Origin of the sequence: Jiangella rhizosphaerae, assembly GCF_003579925.1 — a bacterium.
GTDB classification, from domain to species: Bacteria; Actinomycetota; Actinomycetes; order Jiangellales; family Jiangellaceae; genus Jiangella; species Jiangella rhizosphaerae.
In genome coordinates this window covers 12314-29829 of record NZ_QUAL01000111.1, presented here as the reverse complement: position 1 = coordinate 29829, position 17516 = coordinate 12314, and the positions used below count along the sequence as shown (strand labels likewise).

The following is a 17516-nucleotide window of genomic DNA, read 5'->3' as shown; positions in this document are numbered from 1 at the left end:
CGCGCCGAGGTGGGCCAGCGCCGCCTCGCCCCAGCGGGCCGGCGGCACGGGCGCCGCACCCGCCGGCTCCAGCCGCAGCGCGTGGTTCAGCCAGGCCAGCCGGGCCTCGGCCGCGGCGTAGCGGTCGTAGTCGAGCTCGAGGTCACGCGGCCGGACGCCCGCGTCGCCGGTCACGACGTCCACGAGCGCGGCCAGCCCCGCGCCCGTCGCCGCCGAGTACTCCAGCACCAGCGCGTCCGGACACCGTCGCCGCAGGTCACCGGCGACCCGGTCGACGTCGGGCCGCGGCGTCGCGTCGATCTTGTTGAGCGCGACGACGTCGGCGTCGGCGAGCTGCCGGTCGTAGAGGTAGGCGAGGTCGTCCCGCTCGTCGCTCAGCCCCAGCGACCGGCCGAGCTCGGCGTGCCGGACCGGGTCGACGACGGCGACCAGCGGCGCCACCGTGAACCCGGCGCCGTAGCGCCGGCGCAGCGGCCGGACCACCGTCGCCTGCAGGTCCGTGCAGCTGCCCACCGCCTCGGCGAGGACGGTGCCGGCGCCGCGCTCGATCGCCGCGGTCACCACCGACTCGAGGTCCTCGAACCGGCAGCAGAAGCAGCCGCCCGTCACCTCGGCGACGTCGTCGCCGGCCGCCGCCGCGACCTGGGTGTCGACCAGCTGCTCGCCCTGGTCGTTGGTGACGACGGCGACCCGGTGGCCGCGCGCCTCCAGGGCGCGGGCCAGCGCCCCGAGCGTCGTCGTCTTGCCGGCGCCCAGGAACCCGCTCAGCGCGACGAAGCGCACGCTCATGCGACCGTCACCACCAACGTGTCGGCGGTGGTCAGCTCGACGTCACCGGCCAGCGTGACCAGCACCCGCTCGCCGTCGACGGCGACGCCGGCGACGTCCAGCCGGCGCCGCCGCCGGTCGGTGACCAGCTCGGCCACCACCTGCCGCCGTCCGGGCCGCTCCGGCACGGCGGTCGCGAACGTCCGCACCCGCAGCCGGCCGTAGCGCAGGTCGACCTCGCTGCGCTGCCGGTCGCCGGTGCGCCGCTGCCGGTACAGGCCCCAGCCCTCGGCGACGGTGAACGCGGCGGCGACGTCGTCGCGGTCGCCGAGCCGCGGCGCGAAGCCGAGGTGGCCGCGCGGGCCGTGGTACTCGTAGCCGGTGGCGGCCAGGTAGACGCCGTGGCTCATCATGGCGCGGGCGTAGTGGTCGGAGCACTCGATCTCGTTGTACGGGTTGCGCTTCTCGGCGCTGTAGCGGTCGTGCACGGCGCGGGTGACGGCCAGCGCCTCGTCGGCCATGCCCTCGGCGAACAGCAGCGCGGCGAGCTGGTACTCCTGGCCGGTCCAGACCTCGTTGAAGTAGGCGACCAGGCCCGGGTCGCCGTTGCCCGGCGCGGTGTCGGCGCCGCCGAACGGCCAGGTGCACATGACGGTGCCGGCCTCGCCCTGGGTGCTGTAGGTGCGGCCGCCGACGATGCCGGACTCGTCCTGGTAGGCCTGCGCGTCGGGCAGGTGGTTGTAGCGCACGAGGTTGGTCAGCGCCGTGCGGGTGTGCTGCCGTTCGAACACCCGCGGCAGTCCGAGCTGGTGGGCGTAGGTCTGCCCGTACAGCTGGTCGATGTGGCAGCCGCGGTTGGAGTTGGTGGCGTCGGCGTGGGCGGGGTCGACGACGTGCTCGTAGTAGCCGTACGTGTCGTTCCACAGCGCGCCGTCCAGGTGGGCGCTGCCGGCGTCGGCGAGGGTGCGGCAGCGGGCGGCGAACGCGGCGTCGCCGGCGTCGTCGGCCATCTCGGCGGCGGCCCGCAGCGCGGCGACGTACAGCCCGGTGATCCACGGGATCTCGCCGTACCACGAGGCGTCGAGGGTGTTGTACTGCTCGGCCTCGAGGACGCCGTCCGCGCGGCCGCCGTCGCCGCTGGCGTCGTGGTCGATGAGGTACTCGGTGGCCTTCTTCACCCGCGGCCAGATGCGGCCGAGGAAGGCGCCGTCGGCGGACATCTGGTGCTCGCGGTAGGTGCGCAGGATCGTGCCGCACTGTCCGTCGTGCGCCACCCGCCGGTGCGCCTCGCCGCGGTAGTCCATGGCGCCGGTGTCGGCGTGGAAGGCGATGCCGTAGTCGACCCGCTCGCGGGCGTCGCGCTCCAGCTCGGGGAAGAGCCGGCCGACCGACTGCGCGTAGTTCCACACGTGCGTGCAGGTGCCGTCGCAGCAGTAGATGCCCTCCCACGCGTAGAACCGGCCGTCGTGGAAGCGCAGGCAGGTGCCGGTGGCGACGGTCGAGGCCGGGATCAGCGTGCGCTCGAGGAACCACACCGGCAGCGTGGCGTCGTCGTACCACGTGGTCGCGAACAGGTGGGTGGCGGCGGCGAGGTCGTCGCCGCGCTCGGCCAGGTCGGCGACGACCGCGGCGGCGTCGGCGTAGGTCTCGGCGTAGTGCCGGCGCAGCGCCGCGGCGCCGGCGATGTAGCCGAACCGGGAGCCGATCTTCGGGAAGTGCCAGGTCAGTGCGTAGCGGACGGTCTGCTGCTCCCCCGGCGCGAGGATCACCGGGATCGCGACCGTGCCGGCGAGCGTGCCGCTGCCGCCGTCGACCTCCAGCGGCCCGTCGGCGGAGTCGAACCACGCGTCCGGGCCGGACCAGTCGGCGATGGACGGCCGCACGACGGCGTCGTCGCGGCCGAGGACGGCCAGGGCGAACGTGCCGGCGTCGGGCAGCTCGGCGAGCGGGCGCTCGTCGATCGGCACGTCGGACTGCCAGATGCGGTCGCAGTTGACGTGCGCCCACCCGCCGACGCCCTCGTCGTGCAGCTCGATGACGGCGGTGCGACCCTCGTAGGCGCTGACGTCGACCGCCTTCGCCCGCATGACCTCCGAGTTGTGGCCGGTCAGCCGCGCGACCACCTCGCCGTCGACGATGACCTTCAGGCCGGCGTCGACCCGGTTGCCGCCGGCGACCTTCGCCGCCAGGTAGCGGCGCTCGATGGTGAACGGCGCGCTGGTCAGCGTGCCCGTGTGGTCGTCGGCGGGCGGGCCGCCGTCACGCCAGTTGTGCGAGGTGACGAAGCGCTGGCCGGTGACGCCCAGCGCGCCCTCGCGGCGGAAGTACGCCGGCGCCTCGGCCTCGGTGACCGGGCCGGACCCGAACGCGGTGCCGGTGGCCGTCCACGGCGCGTACGTCGTGCGCTCCCAGTCCTCGACGACGACGTCCGGGCGCGGCGCGGGCCGGTCGGTGAAGACGATGCGGTCGACGTTGACGTGACCCCAGCCGCCGGTGACGGTGTCGACGATCTCGATGGTGGCGGTGGCGCCCTGGTGGGCGGAGACGTCGAGCCAGTGGGTGCGCAGCCGCTCCTCGTTCGCGCCGTCTGCGGAGGCGACGATCTCACCGTCGACGATGACGTTCAGGCAGGTGGCGCCCGCGTGGTCGCCGCCGCCGACCCGCACGACGATGCTCGACCGCTCGACGGTGAACGGCGGGCTGGTGAGCCGCCCGGTGTGGGTGTCGGCCTCGACCACGTCGTCGCCGCTGCGGAAGTGGTGGGAGGTGACGAAGCGGCCGCCGCTGACGCCGAGGCCACCGGCGCGCAGCATGTAGCCGGGCAGCTCGTCGACGGCGACCGGGCCGGGGCCGAACGCGGTACCGGTCGCCGTCCAGGGGGCGTAGGTGTCGCGTTCCCAGTCCTCGAAGACGACGTCGGGCCGCTCCGGCTGCGGGCCGTCGTAGGTGGCGGCGGCGTGGACGAAGCCGGCGGCACCCTGGGTGCCCCCGTCGAGCGCGCCGGTCGTCAGCAGGATCGGCTGGGTGTGCCGGCTGTCGAGGCAGACCGGGTTCTCCGCGACGCCGAGCAGCTGCGCGCTGACGGTGCGATCGGAGGTGTTGCGCAGCGTGTACTCGAAGATCGTGGCCGGGAGCGACGAGTCCGCGACGTTGGTCGGCACGAACGGCGAGAACGCGTCGAGGTCCACCTCGAGCGGGCAGCCGTCGTCGCGCAGCTCGACGTGCCCGATCGGGTAGCGGCCGCGGAACCGCACGTCGCCGAACCCGTCGGCGTCGAGGGTGTGGGTCGTGGCGGCGCCGCCGTGGTCGTCGCCGCCGTCGCCGTCGCTCCAGCGCAGGGCGAAGCCGGTGGTGAAGACCGGGTCGAAGTCGAGGGGGTCGGCGTAGTGCAGGCCCTGCCAGTCGTCGCCGCCCCAGCGGAAGCTGTCGGCGTTGAACACGTCCCAGAGCCAGGTCCGGCCGTCGCCGGAGAGGTACACCTGACCCGTGCACGCGCCGCCGACCGGCATGCCGACGCGGCGCAGCGCCTCGCCGGTGTACTCGGTCGCCGTCCCGCGTGTGGCCAAGCCGTCCAGCCAGCGCCGGTCGAAGCCGCTGCTGGGCGGGACGGTCCGGGTGTTCATGGTGGCGTTGGCGCTGGTCGGCCAGAGACCGAGGGCGGCGCCGGCGCCGGCGGCTCCGAGCGCCGACAGCGCGATGAACGAGCGCCGGCTCAGGCCGTCGGGCTCGCAGGATCCGCCGCCGCCACAGCACGCCGCGGCCTCGGGGTTCGTCGGGGTGAGATCGATGCCCATCGCGTCCTCCGGGGTTGGACGACTGACCCGCGAAATCGATTGCTGAGGACCCTAGGCGGTTCGTGACAACTGTGTCAATGGTCTGTTACAGGCGGGTTGTCCGAGGCGTGGTCCATGACGTGGGATGGGCTCCCCGTCCCCCTGCTGCCCCATTCTCTTGCCGCGCAAGAACGGGCAGCTATCAGGGGGACGGGGAGGATGTGGGCACGCCTCGGCGTTGTGGTGCCCGTTTCGCCCCGTTTGTCGGGCTGTGGACGGCGATGATCATCGGCGATCGCCTACATCACGAGGATTGCGTGAGCTTCACCATGCCTGTAGGGGTGTTGATGCTGGGGTAATCCTCGTGATGGCTCCCGAATCACGGTGAAATCTCACCAGGTGGACGCTCAACGACACCAACGCCACACGCAAACGGGCCCAACGCCGCAAGGCGCCCGGCGTCGTCGCCGCTCTTCCCCCGTCCCCCTGATAGCTGCCCGTTCTTCGCCGCGGGCGCGCGGGTCAAGTCCAAGCGCCCCGACCACAGCAGAGCCGAACCACCACGCGCGCGGACTTGAGGCGCGTGCCCGCGGCCAAGACAATCGGGCAGCAGGGGGTCGGCCCACGCCACAAAACCCCCGGCCAACGCGGTACGAGCCGGGGTCAGCTCCCGACGCGGGCGAGGGCGGCGTCGAGGCGGGTCAGCGTGCGCTCGCGCCCGAGCAGCTCCAGCGACTCGAACAGCGGCGGCGACACCCGGCGCCCGGTGACGGCGACGCGGACCGGGCCGAAGGCGTGCTTGGGCTTCAGACCGAGCTCGTCGACGAGGGCCGACCGCAGTGTGGCCTCGATCGACTCCGTCGTCCACTTCTCGTCGGCGGCCAGCCGCTCCCGGGCCGCGCGCAGCACCGGCCCGGCGTCCGCCGTCAGCACCTTGGCGACGGCGTCCTCGTCGAAGGCCACGGGCCCGGGGGCGAACAGGAAGCCGAGCATGCCGACCGCCTCGTCGAGCACCGTCATCCGCTCCTGGACCAGCGGCGTGGCGGCGCGCAGCAGCTGCAGCGACTCGTCGGGCACCGGCGTCGGGAGCACGCCGGCCGCCTGCAGGTACGGCACCATCCGAGCGGCGAGGTCGTCCGGCTCGAGGCGGCGCAGCCAGACGCCGTTGATGGCCTCGGCCTTCTTGAGGTCGAACCGGGCCGCGGCGGAGTTGACGCGGGTGACGTCGAAGGCGGCGGCCATCTCGTCCATCGAGAAGACCTCGCGGTCCTCGCCGATCGACCAGCCGAGCAGGGCGAGGTAGTTGAGCAGGCCCTCGGGCAGGAAGCCGCGGTCGCGGTACAGCTGCAGCGACGACTCGGGGTCGCGCTTGGACAGCTTGCGGTTGCCCTCGCCGGTGACCAGCGGCAGGTGCCCGAACCGGGGCAGCGGCCCGGAGGCGAACCCGATGTCGCGCAGCGCCTGGTGCAGCACCAGCTGCCGCGGCGTCGACGACAGCAGGTCCTCGCCGCGCAGCACGTGCGTGATGCCCATCAACGCGTCGTCGACGGGGTTGACCAGCGGGTACAGCGGCTGGCCGTTGGCCCGGACGATGACGTAGTCGAAGAGGTTGAAGCGGTCGACGGTGATCTCGCCGCGGATGAGGTCGACGAACGTGATGTCGCGGTCGGGCATCCGCAGCCGCAGCACCGGCTGCCGGCCCTCGGCACGGTACGCCTCGACCTGCTCGGGCGTCAGCGTCCGGCACTTGCCGTCGTACCCGCTCGGCTTGCCGGCCGCCCGGGCGGCCTCGCGCCGCTCGTCGAGCTCCTCGGGCGTGCAGTAGCAGTGGTAGGCGTGGCCGGTCCCCAGCAGCCGTGACGCCGCCTCGGCGTAGATGTCGTGCCGCAGCGACTGCCGGTAGGGCGCGTACGGACCGCCGATATCGGGGCCCTCGTCCCAGTGCAGCCCGAGCCAGCGCAGCGCCTCGAGCATCGCCTCGTACGACTCCTCGCTGTCGCGGGCGGCGTCGGTGTCCTCGATGCGGAAGACGAACGTGCCGCCGTAGTGCCGCGCGAACGCGGAGTTGTAGAGCGCGGTGCGGATCACCCCGACGTGCGGGTTGCCCGTCGGCGACGGGGAGTAGCGCACGCGGACGTCGGCGGGCGCGACGTCACCGAGCACGAAAGCGTCCGACGAACCGGCGCCGTCAGTCACAGCAGATCACCTTGGGTTCTCGAAGCGAACGGATGGGGATGCACCGCAGGGTACCCTCACTCCGCGGCGACGACGGGGTTGGCGAGCACGCCGATCCCCTCGATGGTGATGGCGACGTGGTCGCCCGCGGAGATCGGGCCGACGCCGGCCGGCGTGCCGGTGAGGATGACGTCGCCCGGCAGCAGCGTGAACGCCGCGCTGATGTATTCCACCAGCGTCGCGATGTCGAAGATCAGCTGCGACGTGCGGCCGCTCTGCCGCTCCTCGCCGCCGACCCGGCAGCGCACGGCGAGGTCGGCGGGGTCGAGGTCGGTCTCGATCCAGGGGCCCAGCGGGCAGAAGGTGTCGAAGCCCTTGGCCCGGGCCCACTGGTTGTCCTTCTTCTGCAGGTCGCGCGCGGTGACGTCGTTGGCGCAGGTGTAGCCGAAGATCACGTCGGAGACGCGGTCGCGCGGGACGGCCTTCGCGATGCGCCCGATGACGACGGCCAGCTCGGCCTCGTGGTGGACGTTCTGCGACTGCTCCGGCAGCACGATGGGCTCGTCGGGGCCGATGACGGACGTGTTCGGCTTGAGGAACAGCAGCGGCTCCTCCGGCAGCGGGTTGTCCAGCTCGGCGGCGTGGTCGGCGTAGTTGCGCCCGACGCCGATGACCTTGCTGCGCGGGATGACCGGCGCCAGCAGCCGCACGTCCTCGAGCGCCAGCTTCTCGCCGGTCAGCTGCGGCGCCCGGTACAGCGGGTCGCCCTCGAGGACCGCGATGACGGTCGCTCCGCTCTCGTCCTGTCCCACCGCGCCGAAGCGTGGGTCGTCCCCCGTCGTGAACCTCGCGATACGCACGACCGCGAGCGTATCCCGTCCCGGCTGCGGCGCCACACTGCGCATGTGTGCGTCGCCGAGTCAGCCGATGGTGCCCCGCCCCACCCTCGCAAGGGTGGGGCGGGGGCACCGCCTCCTCGCAGGTGTCAGCGCACCGTGAAGGCCGCCGGCAACGTCTGCACGACGGTGTTGCCGTCGCTGTCGGTGGCGCTCACCCGCAGCGCCACCGCGTCGGCGTCGCGCGGATGCATCAGGGTCACGTCGAACACGCCGTCACCGGCCGCCCGCGTGCTGGCCGGCTCCCACGTCGTGCCACCGTCATGGCTGACCTCCACCGCCAGGTCGGTGACCTCCGGCGGAGTGGTGAGCTGCTGCTCGTAGTACCCGGTGACGGTGATCGCGTGGCTGCCGGCCGGGACGGTCTCGTCCAGATCGAGGCCGAGGTCGTACTTCAGGAAGATCAACGGCTCCGGCCGGCATTCGCCGGCCGGCGCCTCCGCCTGCGGCACCGCGGCACCAGTGCAGGGCTGGACGGCGTTGGACTCGTCGACGTGACCGGAGCTGTACTCCCAGACCGTCGTCGCGTCCCCGTTGTCCAGTTCCAGCGTGTACCTGGCGTCCTCTGCGGGGAGGTTCTGGTAGCCGACGAGGTCACCGGTGACGGCGCCGCCGGCGCAGGCGGACGCGAAGAGGCCGACGCCGGCCAGAGTCGCGAAGACAGACGTGCGACGCCACCGCGAGAGCGAATGCCTGCTCATCGAGCCACCTCCGTGTCGATCGAGTGCCACCGGCCGTCGAGGAACACGCGCGGCGCCCCGTCGCCCGGCGCCTCGAGGTTCAAGATGCTGCCCGTACCGACGATCAGCGGGGTGACGGTCGGCGTCAGTGCCTCTCCGGTGGGGCCGGACAAGGTGATCTCGCAGTCGACGCACCCGTTGGCGTCGAGCAACCAGACCCCCGCGCCGGTGTCGTTGTCCAGGCCCGTCACCGTCGTCGTCGGGTCACCGGCGCTGGTCGTCAGGTGGATCGTCGGCCAGAACGTGTCACCCTCCCGGCACCCGGAACAGACTCCCGGCGTGACGGTGCCGTCCACGGCGCCGATGCTGGTCGGGCTGGCTCCGGGCACGTGCGGGCCGGAGTTCCAGGTGTAGGTGCTCTCGGCCCCCGTGAGGTTCACCAGCCGCCGCTCCCCCGAGTGGATGACGATGTGCGAGTTCAGCTCGGGATCGGTGACGACGGGCGCGTTCGGTGCCGCGAACTCCTGGACGGCCACGTGGAACTGGTCGACCGTGCCGGCCGGCGCCGCAGGCACGTGCAGCGTGAACTCCGCTGGGGTCGCCACTCGCGGCGCCCGCATCCGCACCACCCCCTGGCCAGGCGTCTCGGCGGCTCGCGTCCACTCGATGGTCTTGGTCTCGCCGGGCTGACCGGCATGGATCCGGTGCGTGGTGCGATGCAACGTCGCAGAGTCCAGCCGGTACGGCATCGTCGGCACCCGATCGTGCACGAACGGCACCGCGTACGCCTCCGAGACCGTCCCGTCGCCGCCGACGTCGATCCGGACAGCGTCCCGGGCGGCGAGCCGCTCGGCCAGCGTGGCCGCGTCGCCGGCCGGCACACTCAGCACCGGGATCGACGAGTACGGCGGCACCGGTGGGCAGCTGTCCGGCCCCGCCAGGCACCGGATCGCCTCGGCCGGCGGGTCGGGGAGGTACACGTGCCCGTCCGGACCGGCGATCAAGGCACCCACCGCGCCGAGCTCGGCGGCGGCCTCCACCCGAGCATGCAGCTCCTCGTAGGGGCAGGTGAACGAGCCGCAGATGTCCGCCGGGGTCAGCAGCACGAGCTTCCCCGCCACCTCGGCGGCGGCCAGCTCGTCAGCGGTCCCGGTGCCGGCGTGGACCAGCGGCAGCGGCCGCTGGGACACCAGCCGCGGGATCGGCTGCACGACCGCCCGGGCGTCGAGGGTGTCGCCGTCGGGCCACACCTGGAGGCTGCCGTCGTCGGACACGTCGGCGGTGGCGTACCGCGCATCGAGGTCGAACGCCCGCCCGCCGCCGAGCACACGCAGCGTGGTCAACTCCGGGATCCAGACCACGCCGGTGGCCACGCTCAGGGTGCCCAGGTCCACCGGGTCGGTCGGCAGCAACCACCAGTTCGGCTCGATCCGTTCCGGTCCGGTGCCGCTGTAGCTCGTGGTCAGGCTGGCGGTGAGGCCCCAGTCGCCGCCGACGGAGGTTCGCGTCACGTCCACGCTCGCGTCGTAGACGTCCAGCGGCTCCGGGAAGTCGACGCCGAACCGCTGAGCCTGCGAGACGTCCAGGGTGACCGACGTGTCGCCGGCGACGACGACCTCCGGCGCCATGAGCATCGCCGTCTGCTGGACCCCGTCGGCGGTCCAGCTGACCGCGGCACTGATCGCGTAGGTGCCGTCGAACAGCTCCGCGGTCATCTCCGACCCGCGGCCCGCGACCACGGGACCGTTGTGCAGGTGGGTCTGGTCGTCCATCGGAACGATCAGCACATCGCCGTAGACGGCGGACGGGTCGGCTCCCACGATGCGCACGTCGACCGGGAACCGCTCCTCCTCGAGGAACGCCGATACGAGGACGCTGCCACGCTGCGTCCCGGTCTCGTCGTTGGCGCTGACCTGGCCGGTGTATCGGCCGTACAGGCCGCCCCGGGTGAGCACGCTGCCGTCCACCGTGATGTCGACGGTCACGTCGCCGTGAGCCGGCACGGTGACCTCGTTCGCGCCCATGGTGAACAAGCCGTCCGGTGCCGGGTTCCCGGCGCCGTCGGCGAACTCGGCGTCGAGCGACAGCGTGACCGGTTCGTCGGTGATGTTGACGAACCGGGCCTGCCCCGTCGCCGGCTGCTGATGCGGGTACGGCAGCGCCCCGAAACCGACCGGGCCACTGGCGAAGACGGTGGCGTTCACGGCCCGGCCCAGATCCATCCGCCCGGCTCCTTGGGCGTAGATGTCGTGGCCGAGGTCCACGGCGGTCCCCATCAGCAGCGCCTTGAGATGCTCGCTCGACATCTCCGGATGTTGTTGGGCGAGGATCGCCGCGCCCCCGGCGACGTGCGGAGCCGCCATCGAGGTCCCGTCGGCGGAGGTGTAGAGGTCGTCGAGCGGGGTGCCCATCGCGGTGCCGGCCGCCCGGGCGGCCACGATGCCCACCCCCGGCGCCGCGATCTCCGGCTTGAGAGCGCCGTCGCCCACACGCGGGCCACGGCTGGAGAAGTTGGCCATCTGGTCGTGCTTGTCCACGGCCGCCACGGCCAGGGCCGCGTCCGCCGTGGCCGGGGAACTCACGCGGTACGAGCCGGGGCCGTCGTTGCCTGCCGACACCACGAACAGCGTGTCGTGGCGGGCGCTGATCTCGTTGAGCGCCATGCTCTGCGGGTCGGTGCCGTCGGTGGCGTCGCCGCCCAGGCTCAGGTTGACCACGCGAGCGCCGGAGGCGGCCGCCCATTCCATCCCCTCGATGACGTCGCTCATCGCGCACTGGCCCGCGTCGCTGCAGACCTTGCCGACCAGCAGGTCGGCGCCGGGCGCCACCCCGGGCCGCAGGCCGTCGGCCGCGGCGCCGGTGCCCAGGATGGTCGCGGCCACGTGGGTGCCATGGCCGTGTCCGTCCACCGGACCGGCCAGGTTGTCGGTGAAGTCGACCATGTCGACGACCTTGTCCGCCACATCGGGATGGTCCGCGTCGATGCCGGTGTCCAGGACCGCCACGGTCACACCGGTCCCGTCGAAGCCCTGATCCCACGCGGCGGGTGCACCGACCTTAGGCACGGACTCCGCCAAGTGGATCTCGGCGAGCTCATCGAGCCACACCTTCTCCACGCCCGCCAGCGGCCCGGAACGGCTCGCCGCCGCCGCCAGGTCCGCCGAGCGTGCCGTCGAGTGGGCACGGGCCTGCGTGTCCAGCACCTGCCGCCACCAGTCACCGTCGCCGTCGATGGTCAGCGCACTGCCGGCGATGCTGGTGAAGGTCCGCTCGACCGTCGCCCCGGGCATCTCCTGCGGTGCCCGTCGCGCGGCCACCGAACCGGGGTAGGTGACGATCACCGGCACCGCGCCGACCGTGCCCGCGGCCACATGCTCGGCCAGTTCGGCGACGTTGAACAGCTCCCAGTCCAGCACGTCCGAGTCGATCAGCGGCATGGCGTCGCTGGGCACCACGTACACCCGGTCCTCGCGCATGATCGTGTAGAGGACCGGTTGCGAGCCGTCAGTTCTCGATGCGACGACGATGTCCTGCACGACCGGGGCGCCGTCGTCATCCAGGCCGACGACCACCTGGTCGCCGGTGATGAGCGTCAACGGCACGCCCGCGTCGCCGCCGGCCACGTCGGCCAGCAGCTCCTGCGCATCGTCGGGCAACCCGTCGAGCACGCTCCGCGCGTCGTCGAGCCGATCGGTCACCGGGTGCGCACTCGTCGCCGCGGCCGACATGACGAGGGCCAGCAGCGCCACGCCGGCGGTCGCGGCCGCCAGCCTCTTGCGGCGGTGTCTGACCACTGATGTACCGGGCGAGATCGCCCGCGGTGGGGGCAAGGTTCCCATGACAGCCTTCCTGCTGGGGGACTGAAGGTGACGCGGTCACCACGACGCAGCTGCCGTTGCCTCGGGTCGCCCTATCAGGCACCGATGCCCGGTGTACGGCAACCTGGCGCGAAAGCTGCGCCGAATCGGCCGATGTCGCATCACGTCACGGTATGGATGCGGGCCCGGCGGCAGCCATTACCCGAACGGGGTAATCCGGGTGTGCGTCCAGGCAACGGCCGCACTCAGTCGCGGACGGCTGCCTGCTCCGTCCCCAGCGACGGGAGGCGGCGGCCGAGAGCCGCCCGCGACGGCACCTCGAGCTTGCGCATTGCCGACTGAAGGTGCTTCTTGACCGTCTCGGCGGAGAGGAAGAGCTGCTCGGCGATCTCCCGGTTCGTGCGGCCGGTCGCCGCCAGCTCGGCCACCTCACGCTCACGTGGCGTGAGGCCGGTTCCGTAACCCTTGGGCCCACGCCTGTGCCGCGAAGGCATCGAGATCCCGAGCTGCCGGGCCAGTCGCCCAGCGCGCGCCAGGTCACGACTGGCACCGAGACGCTCGTAGGCCGCCATCGCGGTGCGCAGGGGCTCCTCGGCCGCGTCGCCCCGTCCCGAGCCGGCCGGTGACCCGCCGGCCAAGGACCCGGCGGCGGCCTCCCGTGCCTGCGCCGCCTCGAACGGGCACCCGAGCGCGTCGTAGTGTCCCGCCGCGGCCACGAACGCAGCCGCAGCGCCTGCCGCATCACCCGCGCCGGCCCGCGCGTACCCGTCCGCGAAGGCCAGCGCCGCCGGCTCCAGCGGAGCATCGCGCCCCCGAAGCCGCTCGGCGTACCGCGGCCCCAGGGTGGCCGCCCGGGCGGCGTCTCCGCCGCCGGCCAGCGCCGCGGCCAGCCAGGGCAGGCAGCGATACGTGGCCGGCCACAGCATCTCCGCGTCGAGCCTGGCGATGTGTCGTTCGGCGCCGGCGAGTGCGGTGGCGATGTCTCCTCGAGCCAACGCGAGGCGGATCTGCGACGCGACCAGCATGGGCAGCAGATCCCCTCCGTCACTGCCCGCGATCTTGTCGCTCAGGGTGGCGTACCACTGCTCGGCTGCGTCGAGGTCACCCTGGGCGAAGGCCAGCTCGCCGGCGACGAAGTAGAGCTTGTACGCAGCCCACGGCTGGCTGCTCAACTGATCGAGGAGCGTGGGCACCGTCTGCTCGAGCCGGTCCCAGCGCCCCGCGCAGTAGTCGATCAGTGCCGCGGTGGCCCGGGCGAACGCGGTTCGGCGTTCATCCCGGTTCAGATGGTCGGGAGCCGCCATCCGGATCAGCTCCTCGGCCACCCGATGATGACCGGCGCAACAGGCCGCCTGCCCGGCCGACTGGTACGCCTTGGCCTGTCCGGGGTGGCCGGGTGAAGCAGCGGAGTACTCGCCGATCCGCGCGATGGTGCGCCGCCAGTCCGGATCGCCCCACGCCACCTGGTGCATCGCCACCCCACCCAGGAGGCTCACCTGCGTGTCGAGGTCGGCGATGCGGGGAATCAGCGTCACCACCTCGGCCATCGCACGGTGACGTTCGGCATAGCCGGTCTCCGGCGAGCTGCGCAGCTCCAGTGCGAGCAGCGCCCGCGCCCTGATCTCCGGGTTGCCGACGCTGTTCGCCGCCGCCTCGGTGATCAGTGCCTGGGATCGTTGCCGGTCCAGATCGTTGTCGTCGAGCAATGCGCCGAGCAGGAACTGCAGCTCGCCACGCACGGCACGGGGTGGATCAAGCTCCAACGCCGCTGCCACGAGGTCGTCCACTCGAGACCCGCGTAGCGTCGCGCGGGTTGCCCGGCCGAGCTTCACCGCCAGTCGGATCCGGCTGGCAGGGTCGACCGGCGCATGCCGGAGCACCTCCTCCAGGAGGCGGGCCGCCTCGTCGTATTGGCCCACCCGGCTCGCCCGGTCAGCCGCCTGCTCGGCCACGACCGCCCACTCGGCCAGTCGACCGGCCCAGTGCAGGTGGAAGGCGAGCCGTCCCGTGGCCTGGGCTCCCGAGCTCTGCAACGCGCTGGCGGCGCGGTTGTGCAGCTCGCGGCGGTGCGGCCCGGGTATCGCGTCGTACACCGCCTGGACGGCGAGGGTGTGCCGGAATCCGATGGTTCCGGCGTCGTCCACCAGCAGACCGGAGGTGATGGCGTCGCTCAGACCGGCCGTGACCACCTCGGGCGCCTCAGCTGCCACCTCGGCGATCAGGGTTTCCGGCACCGGCGTCTGCCACACGGCAGCGATGTCGACGAGCCGTCGAGCCGCCGGTGGCAGCAGGCGCGCCCGCGCCAGCACGTGGTCGCGCACCGCCACCGGCACGGCCAGGTCGTCCAGCTCCTGACGGGTCCAGGTCCGCCCCTGTGCGGAGCCGGCACCGCGATCGCGCAGGAGCGCGGTGACCTCCTCGATGGCGAAGGGCAAGCCACCGGTGCGCTCGCGGAGCTCGGCCGCGAAATCGTCGGTGACTCGCTCGCTCGCCAGCAGGCTCGCGGCGAGATCGCCGGTCTGCGTCTCGTCCAGCGGTTCCAGCACGACGTGCGCCCGCCTGTTCGCCGGCAGCCGTGACGTCAGTGCGCGGATATCCGCGCCGGCCTCCTCCGCGCGCATCGTCAACACCAGCGACAGGCCCGGCGGCAGATCACCCAGCACGAAACGCAACAGGTCGATGGTCATCTCGTCGGCCCAGTGCAGATCTTCCAGGACCACCGTCAGCGGGTCGAGCACCGCCAGGAGCGCGACCAGGGCGCGGAACACGCGGTGGCGCTCGGCGAGGGCACTGGCGAGCGGCTCCGGTTGCGGCGGCAGCACGTCGGCCAACTCCGGCAGCAGCGGACGCAGAGCCCCGGCCACGGGTGACGGGGACGCCGGTTCCAGGTGCTCACGCAGTCCCCGCAATGCGTCCACCACCGGCCCGAGCGGGAACGGCTCCTTGATGGCCGGACACGCCCCGACCACCAGCCGCCGGCCGGCCATGCTCGGATGCGCCCGCAGCTCCTGGACCAGCCTGGTCTTGCCGATCCCCGCCTCGCCCTCGATGATCAGCACGGACGGCGGCGCGGCGGCGGCCGCGACGACAGCGGCGAGGTCACGGTCGCGGCCCACGAGCGGACCGGCGATTCCCCGCTGGGGCGTCACGGCCGGCTGGCGGGGCGCGGGCCGTTCAGGCATGGCTCACACGCCCCGGAAACGCGCACGCTCGATCGCCAGCTGACAGCGGGCCTCGGGTCGTCCGGTGACAGGTGCGCATGCGTGGACCAGCACGCTACCGTCACGGGTCCACCGGGTCCAGCCGGCGTCTACGCTGGAACGCATGCAGCTGGCCGAGGACGTGTGGCGCGAGCGGATGGCGGCACACGAAGCGCGGGTGGACGCGCTGGTCCGGCCGCACCTCGAGCGGCGGCGGGCCGGCCGCGCGCACCCCGTCCACGACTTCCTCTTCACCTACTACAGCTTCAAGCCGGCCCAGCTGCGGCGCTGGCACCCGGGCGCGGGCGTCGTCCTGGCCGGGTCGCCGCCGCACGCGTCGTGGTCCGGGTACGAGGCGGGGCCGGACGGTGTCGCCGTCGGCGCCGCCGTGGCCCGGAAGCGGGCGGCGACCGTCGAGTGGGTGCGCGCCCTGCTGACGGCGACCGCGTCGCGGCCCGCACACACCGGCTGCTTCGGCCTGCACGAGTGGGCGATGGTGTACCGGACGGTGCCTGGCGACGTCAGGCACGAGGCGTACCCGCTGCGGCTGGGCCACGACGGCACCGACGCGGTGGTCGAGGCGCACCAGATCCGGTGCTCGCACTTCGACGCGTTCCGCTTCTTCACCGACGCGGCGCGGCCGTTGAACGCGCTGACGCCGAGCCGCGAGCTGCAGCCGTCGCTGGAGCAGCCGGGCTGCCTGCACGCCGGAATGGACCTCTACAAGTGGGCCTACAAGCTCACTCCCCTGGTGCCGAGCGAGCTGGTGGCCGACGCGTTCGAGCTGGCCGCGCAGATCCGCGAGCTCGACATGCGCGCCTCGCCGTACGACCTGTCCGGACTCGGCTACGAGCCGGTCCGCATCGAGACCACCGAGGGCAAGCGCCGGTACGTCGAGCAGCAGCGCGCGTTCGCCGCCCGCGGCGCCGTGCTCCGCGAACGCCTCCTCGCCGCGACGGGCGGCCTCGCCGACGTGGCTGCCTGACCACGAGCCCGTCGTCACTCTCGCCGGACGCACCTCGCCCGCGCCGGGACCGCATATCAGCTCGGCTGGGTCACCATGCGGTCGTCGGACGGGTGAGGTGCTCTTGCCGCGAGTGACGATGCCGGCTCGCAGCCCGGTGAGCGGAAGATGCTGCCGCGGAACGCCGTCACGGGACGCGGGCGAGCCACTCCTGGGTGCCGAACTTCGACTCGACCAGATCCGAGGCCAGCCGCAGCGTCTTGTCGTCCAGCGAGTCGTCCACCAGGCCGTAGCGCGACCGGAACGTCGACACCATCCGCTCGATGACCTCCGCACGCGGAAGGCCGGTCTGCGACCGCAGCGGGTCGACGCGCTTGTTGGCGCTCTTCGTGCCCTTGTCGGACAGCTTCTCGCGGCCGATGCGCAGCACCTCCAGCATCTTCGCCGCGTCGATGTCGTAGGCCATCGTCACGTGGTGCAGGACGACGCCGCCGGCGAGGCGTTTCTGGGCGGCGCCGGCGATCTTGCCGGCCGGCGAGGTGATGTCGTTGATCGGCTGGTAGGTCGCCTCGATACCGAGGTCGCGCAGCGCCGCCACGACCCACTCGTCGAGGAAGGCGTAGGAGTCGACGAAGGACAGGCCGGAGACCAGCGACTCCGGCACGTACAGCGAGTAGGTGATGGTGTTGCCGGGCTCGACGAACATCGCGCCGCCGCCGCTGATGCGCCGCACGACGGTCACGTCGTGACGACGGGCGCCGTCCATGTCGACCTCGTTGCGCAGCGACTGGAAGCTGCCGATGATCACCGCGTTGGACGCCCATTCCCACACCCGCAGCGTCGGCGGCCGCTCCCCCGCGCCCACCTGCTCGGCCAGCACCTGGTCCAGCGCCATCTGCAGCGCCGGCTCCTGCGGTCCCTCGTGCAGGAAGTGCCAGTCGTGGTCGGTCCAGGACGTCGCCCCGGTGAGGGCCCGGCGGACGGCGACGGCGACGGCCTCGGCCGAGAAGCCGAGCATGACGACGCCGTCCAGCACCCCGGAGACGCGGGCGGCCAGCTCCGCGGCGGACAGCGAGACCGGAGCGCCGGCCAGCGCGGCGTCGATGCGATCGAGCGCGTCGTCGGGCTCGAGGAAGAAGTCGCCGCTGACGCGGGCGTGCCGGATGACGCCGTCGAGCACGTCGAGGTCGACGACGACCAGCTTGCCGCCCGGCACCTTGAACTCACCATGCATGCTCACTC

9 protein-coding genes are annotated in these 17516 nt (G+C 72.7%); 1 reads left to right on the top strand and 8 read right to left on the bottom strand.

Annotated features, from left to right (window positions below):
• The 7 genes from DY240_RS11890 to DY240_RS11860 all read right to left on the bottom strand — a co-directional run.
• Window positions 1-789 (bottom strand): CobW-like GTP-binding protein (locus DY240_RS11890; RefSeq protein ID WP_233552710.1); only part of this gene is annotated, 789 nt, incomplete at its 3' end.
• Window positions 786-4562, bottom strand: coding sequence for a GH116 family glycosyl hydrolase (locus DY240_RS11885; protein WP_119660102.1), 3777 nt, complete (start codon window positions 4560-4562; stop codon window positions 786-788). The genes DY240_RS11890 and DY240_RS11885, both read right to left, overlap by 4 nt.
• 642 nt (window positions 4563-5204) lie before the next feature.
• On the bottom strand, window positions 5205-6737 hold the full coding sequence (gene gltX / locus DY240_RS11880; protein WP_233552709.1) for a glutamate--tRNA ligase: 1533 nt from the start codon (window positions 6735-6737) through the stop codon (window positions 5205-5207).
• 56 nt (window positions 6738-6793) lie between these two features.
• Complete coding sequence (locus DY240_RS11875; RefSeq protein WP_119660105.1) at window positions 6794-7576, bottom strand: fumarylacetoacetate hydrolase family protein; 783 nt, start codon at window positions 7574-7576, stop codon at window positions 6794-6796.
• Between the two features lie 125 nt (window positions 7577-7701).
• Window positions 7702-8313, bottom strand: a complete 612-nt coding sequence (locus tag DY240_RS11870; RefSeq protein WP_119660101.1) for a hypothetical protein — start codon at window positions 8311-8313, stop codon at window positions 7702-7704.
• Entirely contained in the window at window positions 8310-12086 is a 3777-nt protein-coding gene (locus DY240_RS11865; protein ID WP_119660100.1) for a S8 family peptidase, read from the bottom strand. Before DY240_RS11865 ends, DY240_RS11870 begins: the two co-directional genes overlap by 4 nt.
• 269 nt (window positions 12087-12355) lie before the next feature.
• On the bottom strand, window positions 12356-15226 hold the full coding sequence (locus DY240_RS11860) for a helix-turn-helix transcriptional regulator (protein ID WP_158602826.1): 2871 nt from the start codon (window positions 15224-15226) through the stop codon (window positions 12356-12358).
• Between the two features lie 208 nt (window positions 15227-15434).
• On the opposite strand from DY240_RS11860, the gene DY240_RS11855 reads away from it, so the two are divergent.
• Window positions 15435-16295 (top strand): 3-methyladenine DNA glycosylase, encoded by an 861-nt coding sequence (locus tag DY240_RS11855; protein ID WP_119660098.1) that lies wholly within the window; start codon window positions 15435-15437, stop codon window positions 16293-16295.
• A 166-nt stretch (window positions 16296-16461) separates the two neighbouring features.
• Here DY240_RS11855 and DY240_RS11850 read toward each other — a convergent pair whose 3' ends face one another.
• The gene (locus tag DY240_RS11850; RefSeq protein ID WP_119660104.1) at window positions 16462-17508 is read right to left on the bottom strand and encodes a lipoate--protein ligase family protein; all 1047 of its coding nucleotides are present in this window, start codon (window positions 17506-17508) and stop codon (window positions 16462-16464) included.
• Window positions 17509-17516: the final 8 nt, after the last annotated feature.

Bases quoted from the DNA above. Each gene is read 5' to 3' on its own strand.
- DY240_RS11885 (WP_119660102.1), bottom strand. From the start codon at position 4,562: ATGGGCATCGATCTCACCCCGACGAACCCCGAGGCCGCGGCGTGCTGT.
- DY240_RS11870 (WP_119660101.1), bottom strand. From the start codon at position 8,313: ATGAGCAGGCATTCGCTCTCGCGGTGGCGTCGCACGTCTGTCTTCGCG.
- DY240_RS11855 (WP_119660098.1), top strand. From the start codon at position 15,435: ATGCAGCTGGCCGAGGACGTGTGGCGCGAGCGGATGGCGGCACACGAA.
- DY240_RS11850 (WP_119660104.1), bottom strand. From the start codon at position 17,508: ATGCATGGTGAGTTCAAGGTGCCGGGCGGCAAGCTGGTCGTCGTCGAC.